This window comes from Spiroplasma endosymbiont of Cleonymus obscurus (assembly GCF_964273375.1).
In the GTDB taxonomy this organism is placed as follows: domain Bacteria; phylum Bacillota_I; class Bacilli_A; order Mycoplasmatales; family VBWQ01; genus Spiroplasma_E.
Window position 1 is genome coordinate 597874 of the sequence record NZ_CAXWWA010000002.1, and the last position, 26754, is coordinate 624627.

25 protein-coding genes, 10 tRNA genes, 1 other RNA gene and 1 pseudogene are annotated in these 26754 nt (G+C 23.7%); 35 read left to right on the forward strand and 2 right to left on the reverse strand.

Annotated elements, in window-relative coordinates:
• Positions 1-48 precede the first annotated feature (48 nt).
• The 4 genes from ACI2WJ_RS03995 to ACI2WJ_RS04010 all read left to right on the forward strand — a co-directional run bounded on the left by ACI2WJ_RS03995 (position 49) and on the right by ACI2WJ_RS04010 (position 3970).
• Positions 49-372 (forward strand): hypothetical protein, encoded by a 324-nt coding sequence (locus ACI2WJ_RS03995; protein WP_400254909.1) that lies wholly within the window; start codon positions 49-51, stop codon positions 370-372.
• A gap of 364 nt (positions 373-736) precedes the next feature.
• Positions 737-1000, forward strand: coding sequence for a preprotein translocase subunit SecG (gene secG / locus ACI2WJ_RS04000; RefSeq protein WP_174480339.1), 264 nt, complete (start codon positions 737-739; stop codon positions 998-1000).
• A 106-nt stretch (positions 1001-1106) separates the two neighbouring features.
• A complete protein-coding gene (gene rnr / locus ACI2WJ_RS04005) occupies positions 1107-3383 on the forward strand; it encodes a ribonuclease R (protein WP_400254910.1) in 2277 nt (758 codons plus the stop codon).
• Positions 3356-3970, forward strand: a complete 615-nt coding sequence (locus ACI2WJ_RS04010; protein WP_400254911.1) for a hypothetical protein — start codon at positions 3356-3358, stop codon at positions 3968-3970. Before rnr ends, ACI2WJ_RS04010 begins: the two co-directional genes overlap by 28 nt.
• Here the strand turns inward: ACI2WJ_RS04010 and ACI2WJ_RS04015 are convergent, their stop codons facing one another.
• On the reverse strand, positions 3971-4363 hold the full coding sequence (locus ACI2WJ_RS04015; protein ID WP_174480342.1) for a hypothetical protein: 393 nt from the start codon (positions 4361-4363) through the stop codon (positions 3971-3973).
• Positions 4364-4639: 276 nt separating this feature from the next.
• Between ACI2WJ_RS04015 and smpB the strand changes: the two genes are divergently transcribed.
• From smpB to ACI2WJ_RS04140, 25 genes and pseudogenes are all read left to right on the forward strand, one after another.
• Entirely contained in the window at positions 4640-5071 is a 432-nt protein-coding gene (gene smpB / locus ACI2WJ_RS04020) for an SsrA-binding protein (RefSeq protein ID WP_252320720.1), read from the forward strand.
• A 26-nt stretch (positions 5072-5097) separates the two neighbouring features.
• Positions 5098-6399: a hypothetical protein gene (locus tag ACI2WJ_RS04025; protein WP_400254912.1), complete on the forward strand. Its 1302-nt coding sequence runs from the start codon at positions 5098-5100 to the stop codon at positions 6397-6399.
• A gap of 86 nt (positions 6400-6485) precedes the next feature.
• Positions 6486-6629, forward strand: coding sequence for an MspA/MspB/MIB-like signal-anchor domain-contatining protein (locus tag ACI2WJ_RS04030; RefSeq protein WP_286642118.1), 144 nt, complete (start codon positions 6486-6488; stop codon positions 6627-6629).
• Positions 6630-6853: 224 nt separating this feature from the next.
• Positions 6854-7351 carry a BspA family leucine-rich repeat surface protein gene (locus ACI2WJ_RS04035; RefSeq protein ID WP_400254913.1) on the forward strand — a complete coding sequence of 166 codons (498 nt, stop codon included), beginning with the start codon at positions 6854-6856 and terminating at the stop codon, positions 7349-7351.
• Positions 7352-7447: 96 nt separating this feature from the next.
• Positions 7448-7863, forward strand: a transfer-messenger RNA (tmRNA) gene (ssrA, locus tag ACI2WJ_RS04040).
• A gap of 197 nt (positions 7864-8060) precedes the next feature.
• A tRNA-Cys gene (locus tag ACI2WJ_RS04045) sits at positions 8061-8136 on the forward strand.
• Between the two features lie 107 nt (positions 8137-8243).
• A tRNA-Arg gene (locus tag ACI2WJ_RS04050) sits at positions 8244-8320 on the forward strand.
• Position 8321: 1 nt separating this feature from the next.
• Positions 8322-8398 (forward strand) — tRNA-Pro (locus ACI2WJ_RS04055).
• Positions 8399-8409: 11 nt separating this feature from the next.
• Positions 8410-8485: transfer RNA gene (locus tag ACI2WJ_RS04060), tRNA-Ala, on the forward strand.
• Positions 8486-8517: 32 nt separating this feature from the next.
• Positions 8518-8594 (forward strand) — tRNA-Met (locus tag ACI2WJ_RS04065).
• A gap of 9 nt (positions 8595-8603) precedes the next feature.
• Positions 8604-8680, forward strand: a tRNA-Ile gene (locus ACI2WJ_RS04070).
• A 13-nt stretch (positions 8681-8693) separates the two neighbouring features.
• Positions 8694-8783: transfer RNA gene (locus ACI2WJ_RS04075), tRNA-Ser, on the forward strand.
• Between the two features lie 21 nt (positions 8784-8804).
• A tRNA-Met gene (locus ACI2WJ_RS04080) sits at positions 8805-8879 on the forward strand.
• A 1-nt stretch (position 8880) separates the two neighbouring features.
• Positions 8881-8956 (forward strand) — tRNA-Asp (locus ACI2WJ_RS04085).
• Between the two features lie 232 nt (positions 8957-9188).
• Positions 9189-9803: a hypothetical protein gene (locus tag ACI2WJ_RS04090; protein ID WP_400254914.1), complete on the forward strand. Its 615-nt coding sequence runs from the start codon at positions 9189-9191 to the stop codon at positions 9801-9803.
• 227 nt (positions 9804-10030) lie between these two features.
• A complete protein-coding gene (locus tag ACI2WJ_RS04095) occupies positions 10031-10201 on the forward strand; it encodes a hypothetical protein (RefSeq protein ID WP_400254915.1) in 171 nt (56 codons plus the stop codon).
• A 55-nt stretch (positions 10202-10256) separates the two neighbouring features.
• Positions 10257-11063: pseudogene (locus tag ACI2WJ_RS04100) on the forward strand (IS5 family transposase).
• 77 nt (positions 11064-11140) lie between these two features.
• Entirely contained in the window at positions 11141-11290 is a 150-nt protein-coding gene (locus tag ACI2WJ_RS04105) for a hypothetical protein (RefSeq protein ID WP_400254916.1), read from the forward strand.
• 230 nt (positions 11291-11520) lie between these two features.
• Complete coding sequence (locus ACI2WJ_RS04110) at positions 11521-12132, forward strand: hypothetical protein (RefSeq protein ID WP_338957994.1); 612 nt, start codon at positions 11521-11523, stop codon at positions 12130-12132.
• A gap of 22 nt (positions 12133-12154) precedes the next feature.
• Positions 12155-13780 carry a hypothetical protein gene (locus ACI2WJ_RS04115; protein ID WP_400254917.1) on the forward strand — a complete coding sequence of 542 codons (1626 nt, stop codon included), beginning with the start codon at positions 12155-12157 and terminating at the stop codon, positions 13778-13780.
• Positions 13781-14013: 233 nt separating this feature from the next.
• A complete protein-coding gene (locus ACI2WJ_RS04120; RefSeq protein ID WP_338957920.1) occupies positions 14014-14475 on the forward strand; it encodes a hypothetical protein in 462 nt (153 codons plus the stop codon).
• Positions 14476-14801: 326 nt separating this feature from the next.
• On the forward strand, positions 14802-15422 hold the full coding sequence (locus ACI2WJ_RS04125; protein WP_400254918.1) for a hypothetical protein: 621 nt from the start codon (positions 14802-14804) through the stop codon (positions 15420-15422).
• A 23-nt stretch (positions 15423-15445) separates the two neighbouring features.
• A complete protein-coding gene (locus ACI2WJ_RS04130; RefSeq protein WP_400254919.1) occupies positions 15446-17026 on the forward strand; it encodes an AAA family ATPase in 1581 nt (526 codons plus the stop codon).
• A gap of 14 nt (positions 17027-17040) precedes the next feature.
• Positions 17041-18528, forward strand: coding sequence for a VWA domain-containing protein (locus tag ACI2WJ_RS04135; RefSeq protein WP_400254920.1), 1488 nt, complete (start codon positions 17041-17043; stop codon positions 18526-18528).
• Between the two features lie 88 nt (positions 18529-18616).
• Entirely contained in the window at positions 18617-19255 is a 639-nt protein-coding gene (locus ACI2WJ_RS04140; protein ID WP_400254921.1) for a hypothetical protein, read from the forward strand.
• A 23-nt stretch (positions 19256-19278) separates the two neighbouring features.
• On the opposite strand, the gene ACI2WJ_RS04145 is transcribed toward ACI2WJ_RS04140, so the two are convergent.
• Positions 19279-20109, reverse strand: coding sequence for an ankyrin repeat domain-containing protein (locus ACI2WJ_RS04145; RefSeq protein ID WP_400254922.1), 831 nt, complete (start codon positions 20107-20109; stop codon positions 19279-19281).
• Between the two features lie 229 nt (positions 20110-20338).
• On the opposite strand from ACI2WJ_RS04145, the gene ACI2WJ_RS04150 reads away from it, so the two are divergent.
• From ACI2WJ_RS04150 to nagA, 6 genes are all read left to right on the forward strand, one after another.
• A protein-coding gene (locus tag ACI2WJ_RS04150) for an IS5 family transposase (RefSeq protein WP_400254448.1) occupies positions 20339-21128 on the forward strand; the annotation gives its coding sequence in 2 pieces (ribosomal slippage) (positions 20339-20599 and positions 20601-21128; 789 coding nt in all).
• Between the two features lie 353 nt (positions 21129-21481).
• Positions 21482-22858, forward strand: a complete 1377-nt coding sequence (locus ACI2WJ_RS04155; protein ID WP_400254923.1) for a hypothetical protein — start codon at positions 21482-21484, stop codon at positions 22856-22858.
• A 316-nt stretch (positions 22859-23174) separates the two neighbouring features.
• Positions 23175-24401: a hypothetical protein gene (locus ACI2WJ_RS04160; protein WP_400254924.1), complete on the forward strand. Its 1227-nt coding sequence runs from the start codon at positions 23175-23177 to the stop codon at positions 24399-24401.
• Between the two features lie 120 nt (positions 24402-24521).
• Entirely contained in the window at positions 24522-25238 is a 717-nt protein-coding gene (locus ACI2WJ_RS04165) for a hypothetical protein (protein ID WP_338957895.1), read from the forward strand.
• Between the two features lie 96 nt (positions 25239-25334).
• Positions 25335-25410: transfer RNA gene (locus ACI2WJ_RS04170), tRNA-Phe, on the forward strand.
• 132 nt (positions 25411-25542) lie between these two features.
• Positions 25543-26736 (forward strand): N-acetylglucosamine-6-phosphate deacetylase, encoded by a 1194-nt coding sequence (nagA, locus tag ACI2WJ_RS04175; protein ID WP_400254925.1) that lies wholly within the window; start codon positions 25543-25545, stop codon positions 26734-26736.
• Positions 26737-26754: the final 18 nt, after the last annotated feature.

Sequence of the window (26754 nt, forward strand, 5' to 3'; positions counted from 1 at the left end):
AAGAAGCAGTGCCTTTATTAGAGGTTGGTGAAGAAGGTGCGATTGCTATTGGCGAAAAGAGGTTGTGTTGAAGGTGGTGCATCTGTTATGATTGAAGGAGGGCCTATTGGATGAGTTGTGGGTGGAGTAATTATAGTTGGTGGAATAGCATATTTAGTGTATAATTGATCGCATGCTCATAATGCTGATATCAATTCCCATAATCAATATAATAAAATAGAAAAATATTACATACCTTTAGACAATAAAACTCCACAATATACAGAATCAAGTAAAATTAAATTAGGTATTAGTAATGATATGTGAATAAAATTAGCAGAAATTTATCAAGATAATAAAGATGACTATCAACTTTTTGAAAAAAAATTTTAAGTGAAATTACTAAATTTCCACAATTGATAGGAACCTTAGCAAATAGTTTAAGTGATAGTAATTTAAAAACTTTGGTTAAAGTTATGTATAATAATTTTTTAGAAATAAACATTTTTTATATGATGACCAATCAACATGGATGAAAGATTGTAACAAATGCTGTTGGAAATTACTTAGAAATTGAACCAGAATAAAGTTAATAAATTTTCCTATAAAAGAATTATAAAACATAACATATTAGGCTTATTACATAATTAAAATTTTAATTTTGGAATAAGTCATAATAATAATTATGAAAATTTTTTTATTTTTAGTAAAATTAAGTGTAAAATTAATAATATTATAAAGAAGTGGAAGTGACAAAATGAGTCAAAACATTATTTTTGCTTTTGAAATTATTGCCTTAATTATCGCTATATTATTAGTAATTTTAGGTTTATTACAAGGTAAAAAAAATCATAATGGACTTGGTGCTTTAAGTGGGGGTAATCAAGAATTATTTGCTAGTACTAAAGAACGTGGTTGAAGTAAGTTATTTTCTATTGCCACTTTAGTATTAGGTATATCGTTATTTACTATGGCAATAATAGTAAGAATTCTTATTAATACTATTGGAGTTATAAATTAATGATAATTATTTTATAAAAAGGCACACTAAAATGTGCCTTTTTATAAATTTTAAAAGATAGATTATAATTAATTATATAATTAGGATAAAGTTGGGATTGATTGAAATGAAGCAAGAGATTATTAATGAGTTACAAAATAGTATTACACCTTTATCAACGGTTGATTTAACAGTGAAACTTAATATTACTAATCATCATCAACAGCAAGAACTTATTGCTGATTTAGAAGAATTGAAAAATAGTGAAATTATTTTGGAAAATAAAGAACAACAATTTTATATGCTAAAAAATAATAATTTATTTATTGGTAAAATTCAAATTACTAAAAAAGGATTTGGATTTGTTAAATTATTAAATAGTGAAGAAGAATATTACGTTAATATAAAAAACATAAATAATGCGTTAAATAATGATGAAGTATTATGTAAGTTAGTAAAAATTAATAATCAGAATGATGAGGCTGTAGTATTAAAAATTATTAAACGTGATACTAATCTTCTTGTTGGTACTGTTATTGTTAATGCAGATACGAAAGTAAAAACATTATTAATTCAAAATGCAAAGTTACAACAGTATGAAGTTAATATTTTAAATCCTGATAAAGCGTTAGAAAATAATAATGTTGTTGCAAAAATTAAAAATTTTGAACAAAATATTTTTAATGTTACTATTACTAAAATATTGGGTAATATTAATGATCCTGGTGTTGATATTTTAGCTGTTATTTATGAAATTGGCATTAAAGCACAATTTGATGTTGAAACATTAGCAGCAACAGATAAGGTGCCAGTAACAGTTTTAGAATCAGATAAAATTGGTCGTATTGATTTGACTAAAGAGTTATTAGTTACAATTGATGGTAAAGATGCTAAAGATTTTGATGATGCTATTTGTGTTACTAAACTAGCTAATGGTAATTATCGTTTAATTGTAGCTATTGCTGATGTTAGTCATTATGTAACAGAAAATAGTCCTTTAGATGAAGAGGCATTTAATCGCGGTACATCTGTTTACTTAGCAGATCGTGTTATTCCTATGTTACCAACGCAGTTATCAAATGGTATTTGTTCTTTAAATGAACAAGTAGAACGTTTATGTATGGTTTGTGATATGGAAATTGATAAGAATGGTTTAACAGTAAAACATAAAATTTATCAGGCATTTATGAAATCAGCAAGAAGAATGAATTATGACGAAGTAAATGATGGATATAATGGTAAAAATCCAAATTTTATTAAAACACATCCACAAATTTGAGAAATGTTACTAAAAGCAAAAGAATTGCACCAAATTTTATGAAAGTTTAAACAAGATGCTGGAGTAATTGATTTTGAAATTAATGAAGCAAAAACAATTATTAATGACAATGGAGAAGTAACTGATATTATTTTAAGAACTCGTGATATCGCTGAAAAATTAATTGAAAATTTTATGATTAGAGCTAATGAAGTAGTTGCTAAAACTGTATTTGATATGAAATTACCTTTTATTTATCGTGTTCATGAACATCCTCGTTCTAAAAAAATGCATCAAATGGTTACAATTCTGAAATTAATGGGCATTAAACTAAATCCAAAAATCACAAATATTAGTTCAAAAGATTTACAATTATTATTAAATTCTTTAAAACAATTACCAACATTTCAAGTTTTATCAACTTTATTATTAAGAAGTATGGAAAAAGCACAGTATACTAATAAATGTATTGGCCATTTTGGACTTGCTAGTGATTATTATACACATTTTACTTCGCCAATTAGACGTTATCCTGATTTAATAGTTCATCGTTTATTGCGCCAATATATAGTTAAAAGAGAAATAAATGCTAAAATAATTGAGAAATATCAAAGTTTTACTAATTGAGCTGCTGAGCAATCTAGTAATATGGAATTAAAAGCATTAGAGTGTGAACGAGCTGTAGATCAAATGAAAAAAGCAGAATACATGATGCAATTTATTGGTCATAAATTTGAAGGTATAATTTCTAGTGTAACTGGCTTTGGATTATTTGTTGAGTTAGATAATACAATTGAGGGTTTAATTAGAATTTCAGACATGACTGATGATTATTATATTTTTAATGAAAAAGCAATGATTTTGTTTGGTGAAAGAAAACGAAAACAGTATGCTCTTGGTCAAAAGGTCAGTGTTCTTGTTAAAAGTGCAAATAAAGTTGCTAGAACTATTGATTTTATTTTAGAAGAAAATGGTCAGCAAAATAAAAACCGTGATAAAAATAATAATAATCAATCATCAAAAATGTATAAAGCAAATAATTTTAAATATAGAAAAAAGATAAAACTAAATGGTAAAGTTAAAAAAAATAAAAGTGAAAAGAAAAATGGAGTAAAAAAATGAAAATACAAGGGCAAAAAAGATTAATTCAACAAAGCAATCTTAACATTGAATGCTATTATTATAATTATTTTAAATCGCCAGGCTTAAAACAATATCCGGATTTATTATGAGTTAATGAAGATTATAACTTAATTAAGCAAGTAAATATTGAACAAGATACTGTAATAAGATTAGCAACTAATTTATTTGAAGTTGGTCAAAAATTTAATTTGTTTGAAAATTTAGATTATTTTATTATGATGCCAAAAAAACCTACTTCAGTTAGTAGTTTAGAATTAGTAATAATTGAATTAGTTAAAATTATTAAAAAAAAATTAAATTATGAGATATTATTTATTAATAATATTTTCCAAGTTGATAACTACCGTAAATTTTGAGAAAATAAATTAAAAGTTAGCGAAAGACAAATGGAAATTACTAATAAAATTCATTTATTACCTAAATATATTAAATTTTTTAATAAAAAAAACATTATTATTATTGATGATATAGTTGCCTCAGGGATTTCTATTGCCCAAACTATTTTAGAAATTATCAATAATAACAATGATTTTAAAATTAAAGCTTTGTGTTATGGTTCAATTTATAATTGAGAAGAAATTTATAAATAGTTAAAAGAGTTTCCTAATTTTTTTCTTTTTTTCTTCTAATGAGTCTGATTCAGATATATTATAAGAATCTTCAATATTATTTATAAATGCATAATTAATTTCAGCATTAATTTGATTTTTAGCAATAAGTTTTAAAATAAAATCAGCAGTATCTGCTTCTAAAGCAAATGTGTAAATTTCAAATTCATCTTCATTAATAATTTCCGTTTTCGTAGAAATTTTTAAAATATGATTTTGTTCATCAATAATAATTTTGCAAACCTCAAGTTTTTTACCAGTTAAAATCTTATAAATAATTACTTTATCATTATTATTTTTATCAAAACCCAAATCGCCTTGATAAAATTGACTATTTTTTACTGCTGTTGGTTTAGTATTTAACTCTCCTGCCATGTCCTTAGACTCCTTTCAGTTGTTTATTAATATATAAAATTAACAAAAACCCGTAAAACAAATATAAAATCTATTTCTTGGGTCGCTATACAACAAATATTAATTTTATGTTTAATTTTACATTAATCATTGCTAGAAAAACTATTGATTAATCTAACCTTCATTAGATTATAGCATGTTCTTAATAAAAAACAAATTTAAGTAAGTATTTCAGTATTTATGAAATTATTATTATATAATCTAATTATAAAGTTTATGAAAATAATGGTGGAAACAATGAAAATAATTGCAAAAAATAAAAAAGCGTACTTTAATTATGAATTATTAGAAAAATTAGAAGTGGGAATTGTTTTGACTGGTTCTGAAATTAAATCAATTCGTTTAGGTAATGTATCTTTACAGGATAGTTATGTAACTTTTAGTAATAATGAAGCTTATATTATTAATATGAACATTACTACTTATAAATTTACTACTAGTTATATACTTGATCCATTAAGAAAAAGAAAATTACTTTTAAATGCTCGTGAAATTAAAAAAATTCAACAAGAACAAAAGCAAAAAAACTTAACTGTTGTTCCAACAATGATATATTTAAATAGTAAAAGTAGAGCAAAGTTAGAAATAGCATTGGCTCGTGGTAAAAAAAATTATGATAAAAGAGAGACCATTAAAAATCGTGATGCAGTAAGACAAATCAAAAAATAATAATTTAATTAAGAAAGGAAAAAACTATGATAATATGATTACCTTTCTTAATAATCTTTTGTTTATTTACAAGTTTTTATTTATTTTTTCTTTTTAAGCAAAAGATAAATAAGTGGCAATGATTATTTATTAGTTATTATTTTTTTCTTTATCTTGGTATTAATAGTTTAAAAGCTATTAATAATTTTTTAGTTTTATCATTAACTAATTTAGTAACTGAAGCAATTAGTATTACAGTGATTATTTCGTTTACTGTAATTATTTTTGCTATACCAGCTACTTTTTTTACTGCAAAATTTAAAAAAAGAAAGTTGTATATTTGATGAATGCATAGTTGACTTTTGGTTACTTGCTGTTTAGTTTTAATTGTACCAAATTTTTGTTCTTTGATTTTGTTAAATATTGCGTTAGGAATGAGTACTGCATCATTGGGAGTTCATGAATTAATGTTCAATGAACAATATTTTGTAAAATCACATGCTTTTTTAACTTTTACTATACTTATTGTTCCGGGATTATTGGCAAGTTTAATTATTATACCAATTAATATGCTTACGCTTAATATTTCAACTATTACAATTTCAAAAATCAGTTATTTTATTATTGCTGCTTTGTGTTTTTTCATTTTGACTTTTTTCATGTCTTTTCTTTTGCGAGAAGATCCAAAAAATATGGGTATGCATGATGAAATAGTTTTAAAAAAAATTAAAACTTTTTCTCAATGAAAAATAATAATTTTAATTATCTTTGGATTAACTATTTATTTAATTTATTATTTAATGAATTCTCAATTTTTTAATTATAAAATAAGTAATATTGATCAAAGATGGCATGTTTATAAAACTTTATTTACTACTTTGCCACAAGTAATTGGTGTTTTTTTATTGGGATGATGATTATATTATTTTTTCAGTGCTAATATTGCTTTATATTTTGGTTTTGGAATCTATATAGTAAGTATTATGATTAGTTTAGTAACTATTAATATTTACGCAGTTTTGATTTCACAAATTTTATCCAATATTGCTTTTGGCATTTGCAGTTTTGTTATATATAGTTTGGTTTTAGATTGAAATTATCGACAATTAATGCCTATCACAGGAATTTATGCATCATGTATAGCTATTTTAACTTGTAGTGTTGATTTACTCGATAGTTTTATTAATTATAATTTAATTACTTTAAATAATGAAATAATGTTTTATATTGGTAATATTATTGCGTTATTAACTGTTATTAGTTTAATATTTATTACGTTATTTTCTTCAAATTATTGAGTGACAGAAAAGCATCATGTTTTAACAAATCACAATTGAAATAAAATTTAAGTATATTAAATACTTTACTACATAAAATTATATAAAATATGGTCATGCCATTATAAAAAAAATAAGAATTTAAGAGAAGTTTTTTTATGTCTGAAAAAAGTAAAAAAAAGAAAATTATTACTGCAATTGTTGGTGGTACTACTTTAGTTGGTGGAGCCACTGCTGGTATTTTGTATACTTCTGATATAGAAGCAAAAAACGAGGAAGAAAATGAAAAAGAAAAAAAATAAAATCACAATCTAATTCAAAGATTTTATTACCTAAACCACCAAATTCAAATAGACAATCAAATCGTTATAAATATACAATAATACAACAACAAGATACAATTTACGTTGATAGTAATGGAGAAGAGCAAACAACTAGTAAAATAGACTTATCAGATATAAAAACTATTGAAATTGTTCAAATTGGATTTTATGAAAATAAAATTGGAGAAATTCAAGCTGTTAAAATGCCAAAAACAATTCAAAAAGTGCCAGATCAGTTACCATCAGAAATAACAAGTACAAAACAGATGTTTCAAAGTGCTTCATCATTTGATCAAGATATTTCGGGTTGAGATGTTTCAAATGTTACAGATATGAGTGATATGTTTGCATATGCAACTTCATTTAATCAGAATATTTCAGTTTGAAGAGTAGAAAAAGTAAAAATTATGAGAGGTATGTTTTTTAATGCACATGCTTTTGATCAAAATATTTCAAGTTGAAATGTAAATAAAGTGACAGATATGCATGGTATGTTTGCTGGTGCAAGAAAATTTAATCAAGATATTTCGGGTTGAGATGTTTCAAATGTAATAACTATGCATTCTATGTTTGCCGGTGCAATAACGTTTGATCAAAATTTATCACAATGAAATGTTTCAAAAGTAATAATTCATGATAATTTTGCCATTAATTCTTGAATTAGTAATAGCATTGATAAATTGTCAAATTTTAATTTTTAGATTTTATAATTTATGATGAAAGTTTGAAAGAATTATTAGTAATTTTTAAGAAAACCAAAAATTGCTTTATAGTAGAAAGTAATGTATAATATTAGCGGGGATGTTCTGGTTTCGACAGGAGTGAACAACTAATTGTGGCAGTGGTTTGGTAGACCATAATACTACGAGGTTTCATAACCGGAAAACAAACTAAAACCGTAGTACCTAACTGATTCACAACAAAGTTAAACAACTTTGGATTTGGTTTAGGAAATCAAGCAGTTTTACCTGCTTAATTACTTAAGAAGTAAATACTACCGTTACTAATAGCAAGTTTATCATTATTAGTAACGTATCATAGGATAAACTAGAAAAAATGATGTTAATAAATTTTTTCGAATTTCCATTAACTAGCTATTCATAATTTCGTATAATTTATTATTAAATAGTGATTTTTCTAAATTATACTAAACTGTAGATACAGTTAGTCAGTTAACTTTTGGACGCGGGTTCGATCCCCGCCATCTCCACCATAAATTAAATGCACAATTGTGCTTTTTTTATTATTTAATTTAATAATTAATTATAAATACCTTTATAAAATTTTAATTAGTGAAATAAATAATAAAAAAATATTTAAATATTTTATGAATAATATTGTAAAACAAGTTGCAAATAGTAACTAGTCTTGGTAATATTGAAAAGTCTTTAAATTTTTTTAATTATATTTGGAGCCGTGGCCAAGTGGTTTAAGGCATAAGTCTGCAAAACTTTGATCGTCGGTTCGAATCCGATCGGCTCCTCCAAAATATTAATAATATTTGCAAATATACTTGTAAATATTACTTTTAATAAGTTATAATTGATTAGGTTTAATGATTTAATGAGTTACTATAAATTTTAGTAATTAAATGCGCCTGTAGATCAATTGGATAGATCGTTTGACTACGGATCAAAAGGTTGTGGGTTCAAGTCCTGCCAGGCGCACCATCGGGATGTGGCTCAGCTTGGTAGAGCGCTCGGTTTGGGACCGAGAGGTCGCAGGTTCGAATCCTGTCTTCCCGACCATTATTAAATAAGGGCCCTTAGCTCATTTGGTAGAGCGCCTGCCTTGCACGCAGGAGGTGGTCGGTTCGATCCCGATAGGGTCCACCATTATATATTGGTTAAACATTTAAACTAAAACTGGCGAGGTAGCTCAGTTGATTAGAGCGTTCGGTTCATACCCGAGAGGCCATGGGTTTGAGTCCCATCCCCGCTACCATAGTCTCTAGGACCCTTAGCTTAGTTGGTTAAAGCTCCCGGCTCATAACCGGGCGAGCATTGGTTCGAATCCGATAGGGTCCACCATACTTAAATACTCGGAGGCTTACCCAAGTCCGGTTGAAGGGAACAGTCTTGAAAACTGTCAGTGCGCAAGTGCTCGAGGGTTCGAATCCCTCAGCCTCCTCCATTATTATTAAATTTTATACATCGCGGAGTGGGGAAGTGGTATCCCGTCGGGCTCATAATCCGAAGATCATTGGTTCAAATCCAGTCTCCGCAACCACGGTCTTGTGGTAAAGTGGTTAATACGCCTCCCTGTCACGGAGGAGATCGCGGGTTCGATCCCCGTCAAGACCGCCATTTAGAAAATAAAACATAAGCAGTATTAATTTAGAGAGTAAGTAAAAGGTCTTACTCTTTTTTTTATTGGTATAATGAATAATTATTTTACTCATTATGGAAGAAAGTTTTTGATTGATTAAGTAAATTAAGAATATTAAAATACACGTATAGTTTAAATAATAAATATAATTTTATTTAAATTTAACTATTATTTAATAATAGTTTTTAATTTTTAAAAAGGAGCGAAAATATGATAAATAATTTATTAATTTTTAATAACTCATCTTCAAGTATCGTAATTAGCAATAATGTTGAGACATTGATACCAGTGAATAATGCATTAACATTAGAAAATGGTATCAATGAACCAATTTTAAAAAATATATTATCATTAAATTTTTTATATAATATTGAAATGAGTTCTAAAGAACAACTACAATTACTAACGGCAGAACAATTACAATTATTAACGCAAAAACACATTAAAATGTTTAATAAAAAACAAATTCAAGCATTTACAGAAGAACAAATACCACATTTCACAAAAGAACAAATTCAAGTATTTACTTTACAACAAGTTTCATGATTTACTAAAGAGCAGAATTCATGATTTACTAAAAAACAACTTGCAGCCTTTACACCGGCACAAGTTTTAAAGTTTAAGAATAAAAGAATCAAAAAAATAATTCAAAGAGAACAATTTCAAACATTTACATTAAAACCAATAAAAGTAACTTCATTAAGTTTAAATAGAAAAAAACGTTCGACTCGTTCGAATTTACAAATGTATACTAGTCAGAAAATTAAATCATTAACAGAAAAGGAAATTTCAGAATTTACACCACAGAACAAATTCAAGCATTAACATTAAAACAAATTCAAGCATTTACAGAAGAACAAATTCAATCTTTTACAGAAAAACAAATTCAATCATTTACACCAGAACAAATTCAATCATTCACAAACGAACAAATACCAAAATTTGAACTAGAACAAATAGAAAAATTTACAACTGAACAAATAGAAAAATTTACAACTGCACAAATTCAAGCATTTACTCCTGACCAAATTTCATGATTTAATCAAGAACAATTGGCAACATTTAAATTAGAGTCAGAGCAAGTTGAAAACAATAAATTAGTTTCAATGTCTTTTTGAATTTTACCTATTTTTTCTCTTTGTTTAGTTGGAGGTTTAATAGGTTTTATTTTAAAAAAAATTAGAACTAATTTTAAATCAAATAATAACTTAGAACCTGTTTAAAATCTTTTAGAGAAATAGGGTAAAATGATTATATATTTTAAGATAAGAGGTATATATGCGTAAAAATTATCCTAGTAATGTTAGCAAAGAGCAATTTGAAAATATAAAATCAATTTTAGAAAATACTAAAAAGAGAACTAAACCAAGAAGCTTAGATTTATATGAAGTATTTTGTGCAGTTTTATATGTATTAAAAAGTGGTTGTCAATGAAGAATGTTACCAAAAGATTTTCCAAAATGACAAATTGTATATTATTATTTTCAAGTTTGAAGTAAAAATAATGGTAAAGAACCTAGTGTATTACAATTAGTTTTAAAAAAAATTAGTCATGGCATTTCGTATCAATAATGGTAGAAAAGAACAAACTAGTTTTTGTATAATTGATTCACAAAGTGTTAAAAATACAGATACTACTGAAAATAAAGTGTAACCCATCCAAAAGGTTATGATGCTGGTAAAAAGATTTCAGGAATAAAGCGTCATATTGCTGTTGATTCTCAAGGTTTACCACATGCAATTTACATAACCACAGCAGAAAAAACAGATCGTAACAGTGCTATAATAATGATTGAAAATGAAAAAGAGAATCTTTCTGCAGTTCAAAAAATACTAGTAGATGCTGGTTATACTGGTGAAAAATTTGCTTCTAAAATTAAAACAATTATAAATGCAAATGTTGAAGTTATAAAACGTAATGAATTACATTCTTTTGTAGTATTACCAAAAAGATGAGTTGTAGAACGAAGTTTTTCATGATTAGAAAAATGCAGAAGATTATGAAAAAATTGTGAAAAAAAATTAAATACTAGCTTACAAATGGTTGTTCTTGCCTTTATTTCAATTTTATTGAAAAGATTTTAAACAGGTTCTTAGAAAGAAATAATGCAAATAAATCACAAGAATTAATAAATATAAATAATGAAGAAGAAATATTAATTATGGATAATATTGAATTACAATCTGTATGTGATGAAAATGTAGAAAATCTAAATAATGAAGTTGATAAGTGAAAACAAATAAACTCAATAGATTTATCATATTCTCACTCAAAATTAGCAAGTGCAAATATTTCTGGATACTCCATATAATCGAAAAAATATTTAAACAATATTATATTATTAAAATAAACAATAATTATTGAAAATTATTGTTTATTTTTCATATTACTTGTAGTTAAAAATAGATATTATTAATTATGTTTGTATTTATTTTAAAATAATAATTTGATTATTTTATATATTTAAAATTCGGATATAAGTTAACTATATAGTTTTTAAATAAAATGCATTATAATTATTTTATAGGATGGGTGAAAGATATGGATAAATCATTAGATAAACAATTTTTAACTACAAGTAATCTTATTGGTCAAAAAGAGTTAAAGAAATTAAAGGAAACTCCTTTACCTTCATTATTAGATTTAAATTTAACAAGAGTTTACTTTACTAGTCTTGGTGATGGTTTTTCGCGAATATTTATTTTAACTATTCAAATTTTTTGAATTGGCTTGATTTTTTTTAATGGCATTGGTTTTGGTCAATTGGTTGCTAATCTTCCTGGTATACCATCAGCACCAGTTTTTCAAAGTGCAATATTAAAAGTAGTAGCAATGTTAGTTACTGTTTTATTTGCTTTTATAATTTTAATTATGATTTTACCCGTTTTTTTATCTAAAACTATTAGAGGTATTGGTTTAAGTTGTTTATTTTTTTTAATATTTGGTTCTATTGTTAATTTAATAATTATTGGTATTAGTTTTTTTATGTTTTCTTATAGTGACAGTCCTTATCGAATCACAGTATTGATTTTCGCGGTTATAGCACTCTTATTATGATGAATTGCTATTTTGCATTGATGATTAAATACTATTGAAAATAAAAAATATTTAATTAAAAGTATTATTAAAATGTATGAATTAAGTTTTAGATAATGGAAATTTAGGTGAATAATATATGGCTAAAAAGAAAGATAATGATGATTGAAGAAAACTAAATAATATTACTAAATACGTTACTGGTAAAGTAGAACCAGTAAAAGTAAAAAAAACTTTTCTGACAATAACTATTTCTTTAATTATGATAATTTGTTTAGCAATTAGCACTTTTTTTATTGCTCTTGCTATGCAGAGTGCTTTTAATATTGGTGATTTTAAACAAAATATTCCAGAAGAATCAATTATTGTTGATATGAATGATGTTCCAATTGATAGTAGTAATAAAAATTTACGTTTGCCATTTTTTGAAGAAGAATCAAAAAAACAAGTTTTTGATTTATTAATAAAAGAATCTTGATGAGATAGTTTTTTTCCAACTAATATTACTAATTATGATTTCACTTTTTATAAACCCAATAGTAATGATGAATTAGATAAGAGTTTAATTCAAACTGATGGTGTTACTAAATTTGATTTAAAATTAAAGTTACAATCTTCATTTATTGAATTTAAAATACCAGTAATTGCATTAATTAAAAATACTGCTAAATTTTATGAAAAATTTATGATGTTTAATCAATTTGAAGGAAAATTTAGTAAACATGTTTCAGGAAAATTTCCAAATGGTAGTGATTATTTGCAAGAACAATGAACACATGGTTATTTACCAACTAATTTTTATTATGCGGATAAAATTGATAATACTGTTATTTATAAAACAATCGAAGATGAAATTAATAAATTTATTAATGATTATAAAGAAGAATTTGCTAGTGATACTCATCTTTATCCAATAATATCAACAATTCCTTTAGCAGATATTGATTTTAATGATGTAGATACTATTAAACCATATTTCGAACTAGTTCATAATCCCGAATTAAATTATGTTGGTAATGCTGTGAATAGTTCCAAAGAATATGTTAATCTTTATTCATATTCTTCAAATTTTCCATTAAAACCTTTTTATATAACATATGTTTCTAATCCAAATGTTGTTTATGATTTCATTGATTTAAAACCAACAAGTATTGAAGAGGTTATTGATTATCTTAAAGTTAATCCTATTGATTTTGTTCCTTTTAGTATGGTACAAGAAGCAGTAGATAGTGATGAATCATTAATAAAATATAGTCCTCCACATGTATTATTGACTAGTGATAATAGTGGTAATCATTTTAAATATAAGGAATTGAGTTATTATTTTGGCTTTTCAAATTCAATAAATAATAGTATTGAAAATATTAATGTTAATGATTATATTAATATTGGTGATTTAGAAACTTTTTTAGAAAATAAATATTGACAAGAAATGTATCAATTTGCAAAAAATAATTCTCCTTTTTTCTTATTAGATTATCCTGATTCGACGGTTGTTCCAAATATTAATTGAAATTTTGTTATTAAATCACTTGCTACTTTTAAAGGATATTTTGTTAAAGCTTTAAAGGTGCAAATTAATGAGTTAAGTGCTTTTACTTTTTTAGATATTGATGGTAATAATTTATCATTAAAGGCAACTGATATTATTAAGACTAATGATATTAAAAAAATTAGATTTCATATTGGAAAAGATTTGATAAGCAGTGACTATGTTCCCAAGCCCCATAGTTTTAATTTTACTTTTAAAGTAAAGTGAATTTAAATACTTAAAAATAAGTATTGATTTTATGAAAATGGGTTAAATTTTGATAACTATAATTTAATATTCATACTACTTATATAAAATAGTTTTAATTATATAGGTTATTAATTGTAAAATTAATATAAATTTGTTATTATTCTTGTGTATAAAAAATATAAATAATATAGTAGTTTTTAACCCATTGTTGTTGAGATAAAAGCAAATGGGTTTTTATTTTGAAAGGAAAATTATAAATGATATTGCAAAAATATAAAAAATTAAAATTAGTAACCTTATTTTTATTTATTTTAACTATTTTAATTATGGTAATTGGTTTAATGTTAATTGGTTTTTCTAATTTTAATAAAAGTTTTTTTGAACATCTTAAATTATATAAAGAAAAAAGACTTATTATAGAAATAACAATAGAAATAACAAATGGATTTAGTTTATTAAATTATATGAGTGTAAATTATATTTTAAATCATTCTGCAGAAAATATATGTTCATCAGTAGTTCATAATTATGATGGTTATTATGATTGAGTTCAATTACAAATTGGAGTTATTTTTTGTATAATTTTAACTCCAATTTTTGGATTTTTTACTATTGCATTAACTTTTTTAATTATTGGTTTAAAAGTAAAAATAAAAAATAATAATTTTTGAGATGCAATCCAAAAATGTGAAATAATTAACAGTTATTATGTTCATTAGGTATTTTGTTTTTAAAAAATATATTAAGTATTATTTTTAGTGAATCAACAAAATGTTTTATTTTATATAATGATTTATAATGATTTATAATTTCTTATTTATTTAAAAAATATTTTTAATAATTATTTAATTTTGGATGGTCAAAGTTAAATAATTATTTTTTTGTTTTTAATTTTGCCATATTATATTTTAAAAAAAATAAATTTAAATTTGATAATTTTGTAAAATTGAACACTTATAATTTTGATTTATATCAGATACTATTATTAAGTTTTAATACCTAAAATAAGTTATAATATAAATAAAAAATAAGGGGTGTTAGATATATGGAAGAAAAAAAAGATGACTTAAAAAATACTCCATTGTCAAATGTTGATAATAGTATTATCAAACCAAATAATGATAATCCATCATTTAAAGATATTGAAGAACAACGTTTTACTACTTATAATCCGTTATTAAGTGATAGTATTAAATTTAAAAGAATGTATTGAAGTTCAAAAATGGAAAATATTGCTCGTATTTTGTTACTTACAGTTTCTTGTTTTCATTTAATTTTTTCTTATTTTTTAGCTAACAATTTGGTTAATCAAATTTTGAGTAATAAAGGTAGTAACATGAACCCAACTTATATAATTTATATATTTTTAATTATAACTCTGGGATTTAATTTTATATTTTATTTACCAGTAGCGATTGGTCGCACTGCTAGTGCTATGTTTGGATGATCAATTGTTTATATTATTTTAGCAATTGCTTATTTTATAGTTTTAGAAGTATTTTGTACAATTTTGTTAGTGGTTAATGGATTAGTAAATGAAACTGTTTCTGCAGAAGTTTCAATATTTATGATTATTGTTTTACTAATAACTGTTTTATGATTAATTGCTGCTTGTTTATTAATTGTTAAAAGTGATGATGTAAGAAGAGAATTAAGTGTCGAATAAATAATAAGTAAAGGAGAATATAAATGAGTACAGATAGTTTACTTTCTAAGCGAATTGAACAATTAATTAAAGTAATTAGCGCTGATGTTTATGAAAAAGAAACTGTTTTTAAACTTGCTATTTTGGCGTTATTATCAGGAGAATCAATATTTTTATTAGGATTACCAGGAATTGCTAAATCATTAATTTCACGACGAATTAAATATGCGCTCCATGATGGGCGAAATTTTGAATATTTAATGAATCGTTTTTCTACTCCAGAAGAAATTTTTGGACCAATCTCAATCAAAGATTTATTAAAAGGTAACTATGTAAGAATTATTGATCAATATTTGCCTGCTGTTGATATTGCTTTTTTGGATGAAATTTGAAAAGCAGGCCCTTCAATTCAAAATACATTACTAACTATTATTAATGAAAAAATCTTTCGTAATGGTGGTGTTGATATCAAAGTACCATTAAAACTATTAATTTCAGCTTCCAATGAGTTACCAGAAAGTGGTAAAGGTTTAGAAGCTTTATTTGATCGTTTTATTATTAGAATGATAGTTTATGGTTTAACTAATGAAGAAAATTTTAATGATATGTTAGAAAGTATTACTAGTTTAGAAGTAAAAGTTCCACTTGAATTACAAATTAAAACTTCTGAATATGAAAAGTGATTAAAAGAATTGGAAACTACTGTTACTTTAAGCAAAGAAACATTAAATTTTATTTCTCGTTTTCGTAAAATTTTAACAGAAGCAACTAATGGTAAAGCTTACATTTCTGATCGAAGATGAAAAAAAATTGCTAAATTAATAAAAGCTTCAGCTTATTATAATGGTAGAACAACTACTGATAAGCCTGATTTATTGATTATTCCTTACTGTATTTGAGATAATGAAGATCAAGAAAAAGAGTATACAAAACTTTTCAATGAAGCATATTGTGAAGATTTAACTTACACATTGAAACAAAATCAGATTGAACTGGAAAGTGAGTTGGAAACATTAAGTAATAATGCCGAAAACATTAAAGATAGTCAAAATCAACCATCTATTTACTCCAATCCATTTTCTAAACAAATTAAAGGCATATATTATCGTTTATTATGACATAGTGATGAGTTTCCAATTTGTTTTATTAGTAGAAAGGATTTTCAGTTATTATTACGACGTAATAAAAAGAGTCATAATATTCAATTATTTTATGGTAAAAGTTTAAGTAAAATGGAAGGTAATCAGAAGTTTGAGTTGCAATTAAAGAATTCTAGTGAATTAATAAATATTACAAATAATTCTATAATTCAAGTTGAATTAACTAATACTGATAGTAAATCACAATTTGGAAATATTAATAGTCAAATGAAAGATTTAAAGCAACAAATTAATGAATTAAAAGTACATTTTGAACAAGAATATCATCGTTTAAGTAAAACCGATTCTATATTTTTTGATGAACAATTTAAATCACTATTAGAAATGGCATTTTTTGATAAAATTTCACAAATACCAGAAGCAGAAACCGAAACGACTCTTTCATCAGAATCACTAACTGAAGATTCACCAATAACTATTTCAAATGTTAATGATACTAATAATAATAATTCTGATATTAATTAAGATAGGTGATTATTATGGAACAATTAATTGAATCCCATGTTTCACAAATTTTAGAAACTAAATTGAAAAAAATGTCTTTATCAGAAACAAATTTAAGTAGTTTTACTTGATTTAAAAAAAATTTTGCTTGATTAGCTCCAGAATTTGATCAACAAATTAGTCATTTTTATTTAAATGAAGTTTTAGAAAAAAGTAAAAATATTGTTATTAGTCCCATCATTAAAAGAGAATTACGATTATATTTCTGAGTTATGATTAATGGTATTGATAGATTAAAAAATAATTGACAAGAAATTTACACTAGGGCAAAAATTCTTGATTCACCAATGATTAATTATTTTCATTATTTTCAAGAAAAATTTAAGGATCGTAAACTTAATAGTAAATTAACTTTTGATAATTTTATAAGACATTGAGAAAGTTTAATTGTTCAAAGAATTGTAAATTATAAATTATTTGAAACTATGCAAATGCGTCAAAAATATTTAACAATGTGAAGTAATAATATTAAAATTATTAATGAAGTAAGACATATTGTTGGTTTTGCTTGAAATTTTTTTGGACGATTTTGAGAAGGAGATTTAAATGATTTTAAAAAAATTAATTTAAATACTATTATACAATATGGTGAAATTTTAAATAAGAATCCATCTATTATTGAAATTGCTAGACTACTTGGTCGTTGAAAAGGAATTTCGGGTTTAACAGAAAAGCAGGTTCATCAAAAAGTACAAATTGAATATCAATTAAAGCCATTAGGAAAATGGCCTGAAGAAATAGTAGGAATTACCGAGGGTAAAGATTTAGAACATTTATTACCATTAGAATTAGTTAATCTTGCTATTCCAGAGTTAAATGCTATTTTTTATAAAAAATTTGTTGAAGAAAAGTTAGCAATTACAGAGTTTGAATCAATGGATTTAGTTGCCACTGAACATCTTGTTGAAGAAGTTGTAGAAGTACCAATTCCCGAAAGTGAAGGCCTTTTTATCTTATGCATTGATACATCTAAATCGATGAGTCATAGTCCAGAAATTATTGCAAAATCAATTGCGCTTGCTATTAGTAAAATTGCTTTACAAGAAAAAAGACCATGCTATATGATCAATTTTTCTGGTAAATTTGAAACTTATGATTTATCTAATTTAGTTTCATCAATTCCCAATCTAATTCATTTTTTAGGTCATAGTTTTAAAGGACATACTAATATTAATCCAGCTATTAGTCACGCTTTAACAATTATGCAATCTAAAACATATCATAATGCAGACTTATTGGTAGTTTCTGATTTTTTATCTGCTAATATTACTAAAAATAATATTAATTTAATGTTGCAACTAAAAGCAAAATCTAATCGCTTTCATGCTATTAATATTGCTTCTTCAACATTGTCTAATAATTTTAAAAAATATTTTACTAATTATTGACATTATGATCCTCGCGATCCATTTGCTGCGCGAAAAATTGCATTAAATTTAGTTAAAACTAAAAATAAATCTTAATCTTAATTTTGATAGTTATTTTTTTGCTTTAATAATGATAAAATATTATTAGAGTGAAAAAGTAAACTGATAATGAGAGATGGATAATATGAAAAAAAATAATTTAATTTTAAGCAAAACATTAGTTATTATTAGTGTTTTAACAGTAACAATTAGTTTATCAATTTTTCCATTATTTAATTGAGGTGTTCCATTAAAAAACAATATTGCTATTATTATTATTGCTTTAATCGTTAATAAAGAACCAATTACTAGTAGTTTTTATAAACAATTAATGACTAGTGATAGTATAGTTTCTTTATATACTTTTGGAACATTATTGATTTTTAATTTAACTTATTTAATACCATTAATTTTTATTAAAAAACCTTTTTCAAGATCAGTTTTTGCTATACACATGTTATTAATAACCTTAGTATTGATACTTTTTGTATTAGTACTTTTTAATTACTTTAATATTAGAAATTTTCAAACTATTCCTTTTAAAGATTTATGAACAATTCCTTGAGCAGGTATTGGTTTAAGTTTACTTACTATTTTTTGATATGGCTTAAAAAATTTATGAGTTAATCCTCCACAGTTATCAAAAAAAAGTAATGATTATAGTAAAAACAAAAAAGAAGAAATTAAAAGTGATGATTTACCATCATATGAAGATTTACAATTACAATTAAAAATGTTAAAAAAACAATTAAAAGAAGTTAGAAATATTAAAGGTAAGAAATAATAAAAGTTATTTTAGATTTTTAATTAGATCATTAGCAAACTTTGTTTTTTGATATTTGTTGTTGGTTGATTACTATAGTTAGGTGAATTTATTTCATTTTTACTTGAGTTTAAAATTCATGATTGCAAATATTCTTTCACTTCTAGATTCACTTTATTTATTGATTCTCAAAAATTATCTATACATTCAATTTTAGCACCATTTTCTATTAGAAACTTAACTCCCTCTATATTATTATTATCAGCAATTAGAATTAAGGCAGTTTTACCATTTTGATTTGTATGATTAATATCAGCGTTATTTTCTACTAAAAATTTAATAACATCTAAGTGATTATTTTGAGCAGCTCGTGTTAAAACACTTTCTTTATTATAATTAATTATATGGTTAACATCGGCATCGTTTTCAACTAAAAATTTAATTATATTTAAATATCCTTTTTTGGCGGCTTTTGTTAAAGCGCTATTACCACTACCAATTTTTATATTTTTTTGAAAAGAATTTTCTTTTATTCTATAAGTATAAGTAAAAATATCTGAATTTGTATAGTTGACATTAGCATTATTTAGTAATAAAAGTTTAATTTTTTCTAAATCATTTTCTTTTACTGCATTCATTAATTGTTTATTTTTTTCTCTTTCTCTTGCTTGTGGTGAACATGATTTCAAAAATTTAATTACATCTAAATGACCATTTTCAATAGCTCGATCTAAAGCAGTTTCACCACGTAAATTTATTTGATTAACATCTGCATCGTTTTCAACTAAAAATTTAACTATATTTAAATACCCTTTTTTGGCGGCTTTCATTAATGGAGTATTACCACTAGTATTTTTATCTGGATAAGAAGTCACTTTACCGGTAAGTTTTTTTTACAAATGGAATATTTAAAGTTTCTATAATTGACATCAGCGCCATTTTTTACTAATTTCATAGTTTTTTTAAAATTACCTTCTTCAATAGCAATCATTAATTTCTCATTTTTAGTCATATCTTTTAATGCTCCTTTTCTTCTAAGAACCTGTTTAGAATCTTTTCGAAAATAATGTAAAATGATTATATATTTTAAAATAAGAGGTATATATGCATAAAAATTATCCAAGTCATGTCACCAAAGAACAATTTGAAAACATAAAATCAATTTTAGAAAATAGTAAAAAGAAAACAAAACCAAGAAGTTTAGATTTATATGAAATATTTTGTGCAATTTTATATGTATTAAAAAGTGGTTGTCAATGAAGAATGTTACCAAAAAATTTTCCAAAATGACAAACTGTATATTATTATTTTCAAATTTGAAGTAAAAATAATGGTAAAGAACCTAGTGTATTGCAATTAATTTTAAAAAAAATTAGTTAAAAAAGTTCGTATCAACAATAATCGCAAAGAACAAACTAGTTTTTGTATAATTGATTCGCAAAGTGTTAAAAATACAGATACTACTGAAAATAAAGGTTATGATGCTGGTAAAAAGATTTCAGGCATAAAACGTCATATTGTTGTTGATTCTCAAGGTTTACCACATGCAATTTACATAACCACGGCAGAAAAAACAGATCGTAATAGCGCTATAATAATGATTGAAAATGAAAAAGAAAATCTTTCTGCAGTTCAAAAAATAATAGTAGATGCTGGTTATACTGGTGAAAAATTTGCTTCTGAAATCAAAACAATCATAAATGCAAATGTTGAAGTGATAAAACGCAATGAATTACATACTTTTGTAGTATTACCAAAAAGATGAATTGTAGAACGAAGCTTTGCTTGATTAGAAAAATACAGAAGATTATGAAAAAATTGTGAAAGAAAACTAAATACTAGTTTACAAATGGTTGTTCTTTCATTTATTTCAGTTTTATTAAAAAGATTCTAAACAGGTTCTAACAATTTAATAAAAATCCTAATATAGAAAATATCTATACTAGGAATAAACAATTATTAAATTAATAAAATTATAATTTATTTTTTTAATCTATCAATTAATATGCTTTTTTGTATTTTTAAGGTTTTGAATATTTAATTAAAAATAATTTAAAGAATGTAAATAAATGATTATAAAATAAGTGTTTTGTATAGTTTGATTTAATTATTATTTTATAGTAGTGTATTATCAATAGTAATTATAATATTTGCAAAATTAGCCTTTTAATAGATTTATTTATTAATAAGGTTTTTTAATATTATAATTTATATTTTAAATTAACATTTTTATGATGAGAAATTTTAATGCCAAGATTAGAACATTTAGAAAAAGAAAGAATAAACAAATTTCTTATTTTACTAAAAAATAGTGATGAAATAAAAATTTTTTTTAATGATTATAAAGAAGTCATATTAAATGGTGAATGTCAATATATGAATTTTTTTTATGATTTAGATGAATTTTTAAAAGATATAGAAAAAATTAGAGAACAATTAAGAGCAGAAACGGTTCCTGATAATAAAAAAATAAAAAAAAATAAATTCTTTTTTTTAAAAAAGGAAAATAATAAAAAAATGTTTTTAATAGAAAACTTAGAAAAGAAAGCAAATATGTTGGAAGAAATACATAATATTTTATTAGAACTACGTGATAATGCACCAAAACGGGAAATGGAACATATTATTTATTTAAAAATATTATTATTATATTTTAATGATACTACTATAGAAGGCAAAACGTTAGATTTTTCTGAATATGAACAATGAACAAAGATATTTATTAAATTTTCTAATATAAGAATGAATGAACTTGAAGGAATTGATTTAGAAAATATTAAAATAATAACTGATGCAGTACAAACTTTATTTTTAGATGTATTTCGTGATGAAACTTTTCAAAGAAAATATAATTTAAATATTGAAAAAGAAAAGTCTAAATTAGAAATAGAAGATGTAATATCTTTTAATCTTTTTAATGATGCACTTGAAATTATAAATACTAAAATATTTAAAACATATATGGAACAATTACCTATTTTTACCAAAAAAATACCAAAATATATTAGAGAAATATCAATTATTAAAAAATACGATATACTAGTTGATTATAAATTATTTCTTCTTAAAAGAAATGAAATAAGAGAGACTATTGATATAGTCACAAAGATATCAAAAGAATTATTTGAAAGAAATGAACAATATAAAAATAAAATTAAAAAGAAAGAAAATGAAAACAATACTTTTTCTTTATTAAAAATGGAAGTTGAATTAGTAGCAATAGAAGAAATAATTAATACACTTAAATTAATTGAAGAATATAAACATTCTAAATTTATTTTTGCACTTCGTGGTATATGAAATCTTATTTTAATTTTATATTTAAAAGAAACAAATCATAATAAAGAAATAAAAATTGAAGAATTTCAAAAATGAATAGATAACTTTATTAAAGTATGTAAAAACCAGAGATTTTATATTACAGAACGTGAGAAATTTAAAAGTTTAAGTAATTTTATTGAAATTCTTCAAAATTTTAAAAAAAATATTGTTACAAATAAAGAATTTCAAGAAGAAGTGGCAATCACAGTTATTAGTGAAAAAGATTTTCCTGAAAATATAAGTTTGATTAATAATACTTCTAGTGTAGTAACAAATTTAGAAAATAGACCATTTAATATGTAAAGTTTATTTTTTTATTTTAATAAAATATATTGTATAAAATAGAAATAAATTATGATTTTAATAATAATTTTCCCTTTACAAATGATTATAATAGGTGTATTATTGTTAGGAATTATATATTTGTAAAATTAAGCCTGTTAATAAATTAAATTTATTAGTGTGGCTTTTTATTATTTTTATATAATTCATTAGCAAACAATATTAATTAAAAACAAATTAAATATGTTAAGGAGAGATTTAAGTGTCAGAGTTAGATTTCTTATTTAATGAAGAAAAAGTAGAACAATTTATTAAATAAGCAAAAAAAGATGAACAAATGAAAAAATATAATAAATCTTTTAATGATTTAAATGAAATTTTAAAACAATATTATAGTTGTTTAGATAGATATAATGCTTTTATAAATTCAAACAATAATAGACAATTAAATTTAAAAAATAAAATAAAAAAATGATTTTTGTCAAAAAATATTCAATTTTTAAAAACAAAAAGAAGTTTAGCAGAAAAAAAATTACGATTTGCTGAACATAATATTTATTGGAAAATATTATCCTTATATTTTGATGATAATTCTTTAAATGGTAAAAGATTATATTTTTATGAATATGAACAATGAAAAAAGATATTTATTGAATTTGCTAATATAAAAATGAATGAATTACAAGGATTTGATTTAGAAAATATTAAAATAATAACTAATACAGTACAAACTTTATTTTTAGATGTATTTCGTGATGAAACTTTTCAAAACAAACATGAATTGGAAGTTATAAAAGTAAAAAATTTAATGGAAAAATTTATTTATGAAACAATTAATAGTAAAGAAATATTAAGTTTTCAAGTAGCGTTTGCCAATCATAAATTAGTTAATGAACAATATAACAATCTAAAAGATAATCAAGAATCAGTTCTAAAAGAAATTAATTTAAAAATAAAAGTTATTACAGATAAAATAGAAAAAAACAATATGAAGCTACAAAAAATAAAAAACATATGATTTTATAAGATTTGAAAATGTAGACAGTTAAAGAAAAGTAACAAAAATTGAGAAATTAAATTGGGTGAAAAGATTGCAGAAAAAGAATTTTTTTTAAAAAAATTTAAAGATCTTTATACTAAATCACTAGATCAGTCAACACTTAAAAAAGCAGAATTGGATTTATCTGCTAAACTATTAGCATTTTATTTAGAACAAAACAAATCTAAAAATTTAAAATTTTCTGAATATGAAGTGTGAAAAGTCGAATTTATTGCTACATGTGAAAAAGTAATTAAAAATCTTGAATTTAATAGTTTAAAAATAGAGTTAATTAGTAATTTTGCAGTAACTTTATTTAAAGATGTTTTAAAAAATATTGAACTTCAAAAAAAATACGAAATTAAAGTTATTAATGATGATAATGATTTATCATCTCAATTAGATTCTGATACATGTCTTGTTTCTAAAAGTGGCATTAGTGAGTGAAGTGATAGTTTTGGTGAAAGTATTAATATTGATATGAATATTAATTTTCATTCTCCTAAACAAACAGTTGTAACATAAGTTATTAATAAAATAAATTATTAAAATTATAGATATTGAATTTTATAAAATATAAATAAATTATCGGATTAAATAGTGGGTTATAGAGATATATTTGAACTAATGGAAAGAATGATAAAAATGGATATTAAACTTATAAACAAATGAGAAGTAATAATTAAATTAATAATATATTCACAAGCAATAAGAGAATATCAAGAGTATTTTAATGTTTTACAAGAATTAGAAAAAGAACGTATAACTAGATTAGAAGATCTTGAAAATAAAAAACAAGAAATAATAGAAAAAATAAATAATAAACAATTAGTAATTCCAATTATTACTGCATTATTAAATTGTTGAAGAAGAAATAAAATTCAAGATTTTGATTTTTTGATTAAAAAATTGAAAGTTAAAACTCCTCATAATAATATGAGAAAAGTATGACGTAATGTTTGAAAAGAAATATTAACTTATTATTGTGATGGTGATTTAACTAAGACAATTAATTCCGAAGAGTTTAAAGAATGACAGGATAAATTTATCGAAAATTGTGAATCATTAATTGAAAAATGAAAAGGTAAAGAAAAATATAAATTGATATTAGATACTTGTAAAAAATTATGTGAGATTGTCAAAAGTTTAGTAAATGATGTGTGTAGTGATCATGAATTTCAAAGAAGTGAATCATTAAATATTATTGGTAATAATATATTTTTACAAGCAAATATTGCTAAAGAAAATGGGTCTACTGATTTATCAAATAATAATTGAAAAGAAGAAATTAGAAGAGACTCAAATCACTTAATGCCAAAAACTGAAAAACCTTGTTGAAGAAGATATGTAATTAGAAGATAATTAGTAAAAAAATAAATATATATTTAAATAAATTAAAAAATAAGTTTTAACCCCTTGTTATTTTTTACTTTTATATGCTATTATTGTATAGGTAACGGCTCGGTAGCTCAGTTGGTAGAGCATTCGCCTGAAGAGCGAAGTGTCAGTGGTTCGAATCCGCTTCGAGCCACCATTATTTAAAATATAGGCAATTAAGCCTTTTTTTTAATTATTTTTCTTAGATTTAGGTTTAAGTTAAAATTTTAGGTATAATAGTGTCATTAGCAATTTTAAACAATTAATAATTCTAGAAAGAAGGGTATTAGTGTCTAAAATTTTAGTTTTAAATAATGCGAAAATAATTAGCATTAAGAAAATAATAAATAATGGTTTTTTAGTAATTAAAGATAATTTAATTTTCCAAATTAATGAAGGAAAGTATAATTATGAATTTCAAGATGCTCAGGTTATTGAATGTCATAATCAAACAATAATACCTGGTTTTATTGATTTACATGTACATGGAGGTTATGGCTATAGTTTAATGGATGGTACCATTGAATCAATTAATAATTTTGCAAAATTAGTTCCAAAAGAGGGAGTAACAAAGTTTTGTTATGCAACAGTTACTGCCAGTAAAAAAGAAATTGATAATATTCTTTCAGTATTTGCTAAGTATATGAAAACAGAAAATAAAGGTAACAAGGCACGAATTATTGGTGCATATTTAGAAGGACCTTTTATCTCAGAATTACAAAAAGGAGCACATACTCCGTCATTACTTCATGTTCCTGATCTTAATTTAGTAAAATCTTGAAATATAATTAGTAACAAAAATTTAAAATTTATTGTTTATGCTCCTGAGATAGATCCTAATTTAAATAATAAAAATTCAAATTTTATTTCTTCATTAATTAAAAATAATATTATTCCTAGTGTTGGTCATAGTAATGCTACTTTTAAAGAAATAATTAAAACTGTTGAATATGGTTTAACGCATATTACCCATCTTTATAATGCAATGAGTCCCTATAATCATCGCGATCCTGGTGTTGTTCCAGCATCATTATATTATGATCAATTAGTTACTGAGTTAATTTGTGATGGAATTCATGTTGATATTGATATTTTAGCAATAACATATAAAATTAAAGGTGCCGATGGAATTTGTATGATTACTGATGCCATGAGTGCAAAGGGACAGCCTGATGGTAAGTATTTATTGGGACCATTACCTGTCATTAAAAGTAATAATAAGGTTACTGTTGAAGCAACCGGAAAATTGGCAGGCAGCATTGCAACAATGATTGCTAGTTTTAAAAATTTATTAAAAATTACTAATAATAATTGACAAGATTGCATCAAAATGGCCTCTTATAATAGTGCTAAACAAGTAGGAATTGCAAATAAAACGGGTGATATTGTTATTGGTAAATTAGCAGATATTATTGTATTAACTAAGAATAATGATATTTTTTTAACAATATGCGAAGGAAAAATTGCGTATCAACAAGAATAAGTAAGTAATGTAAGGGGT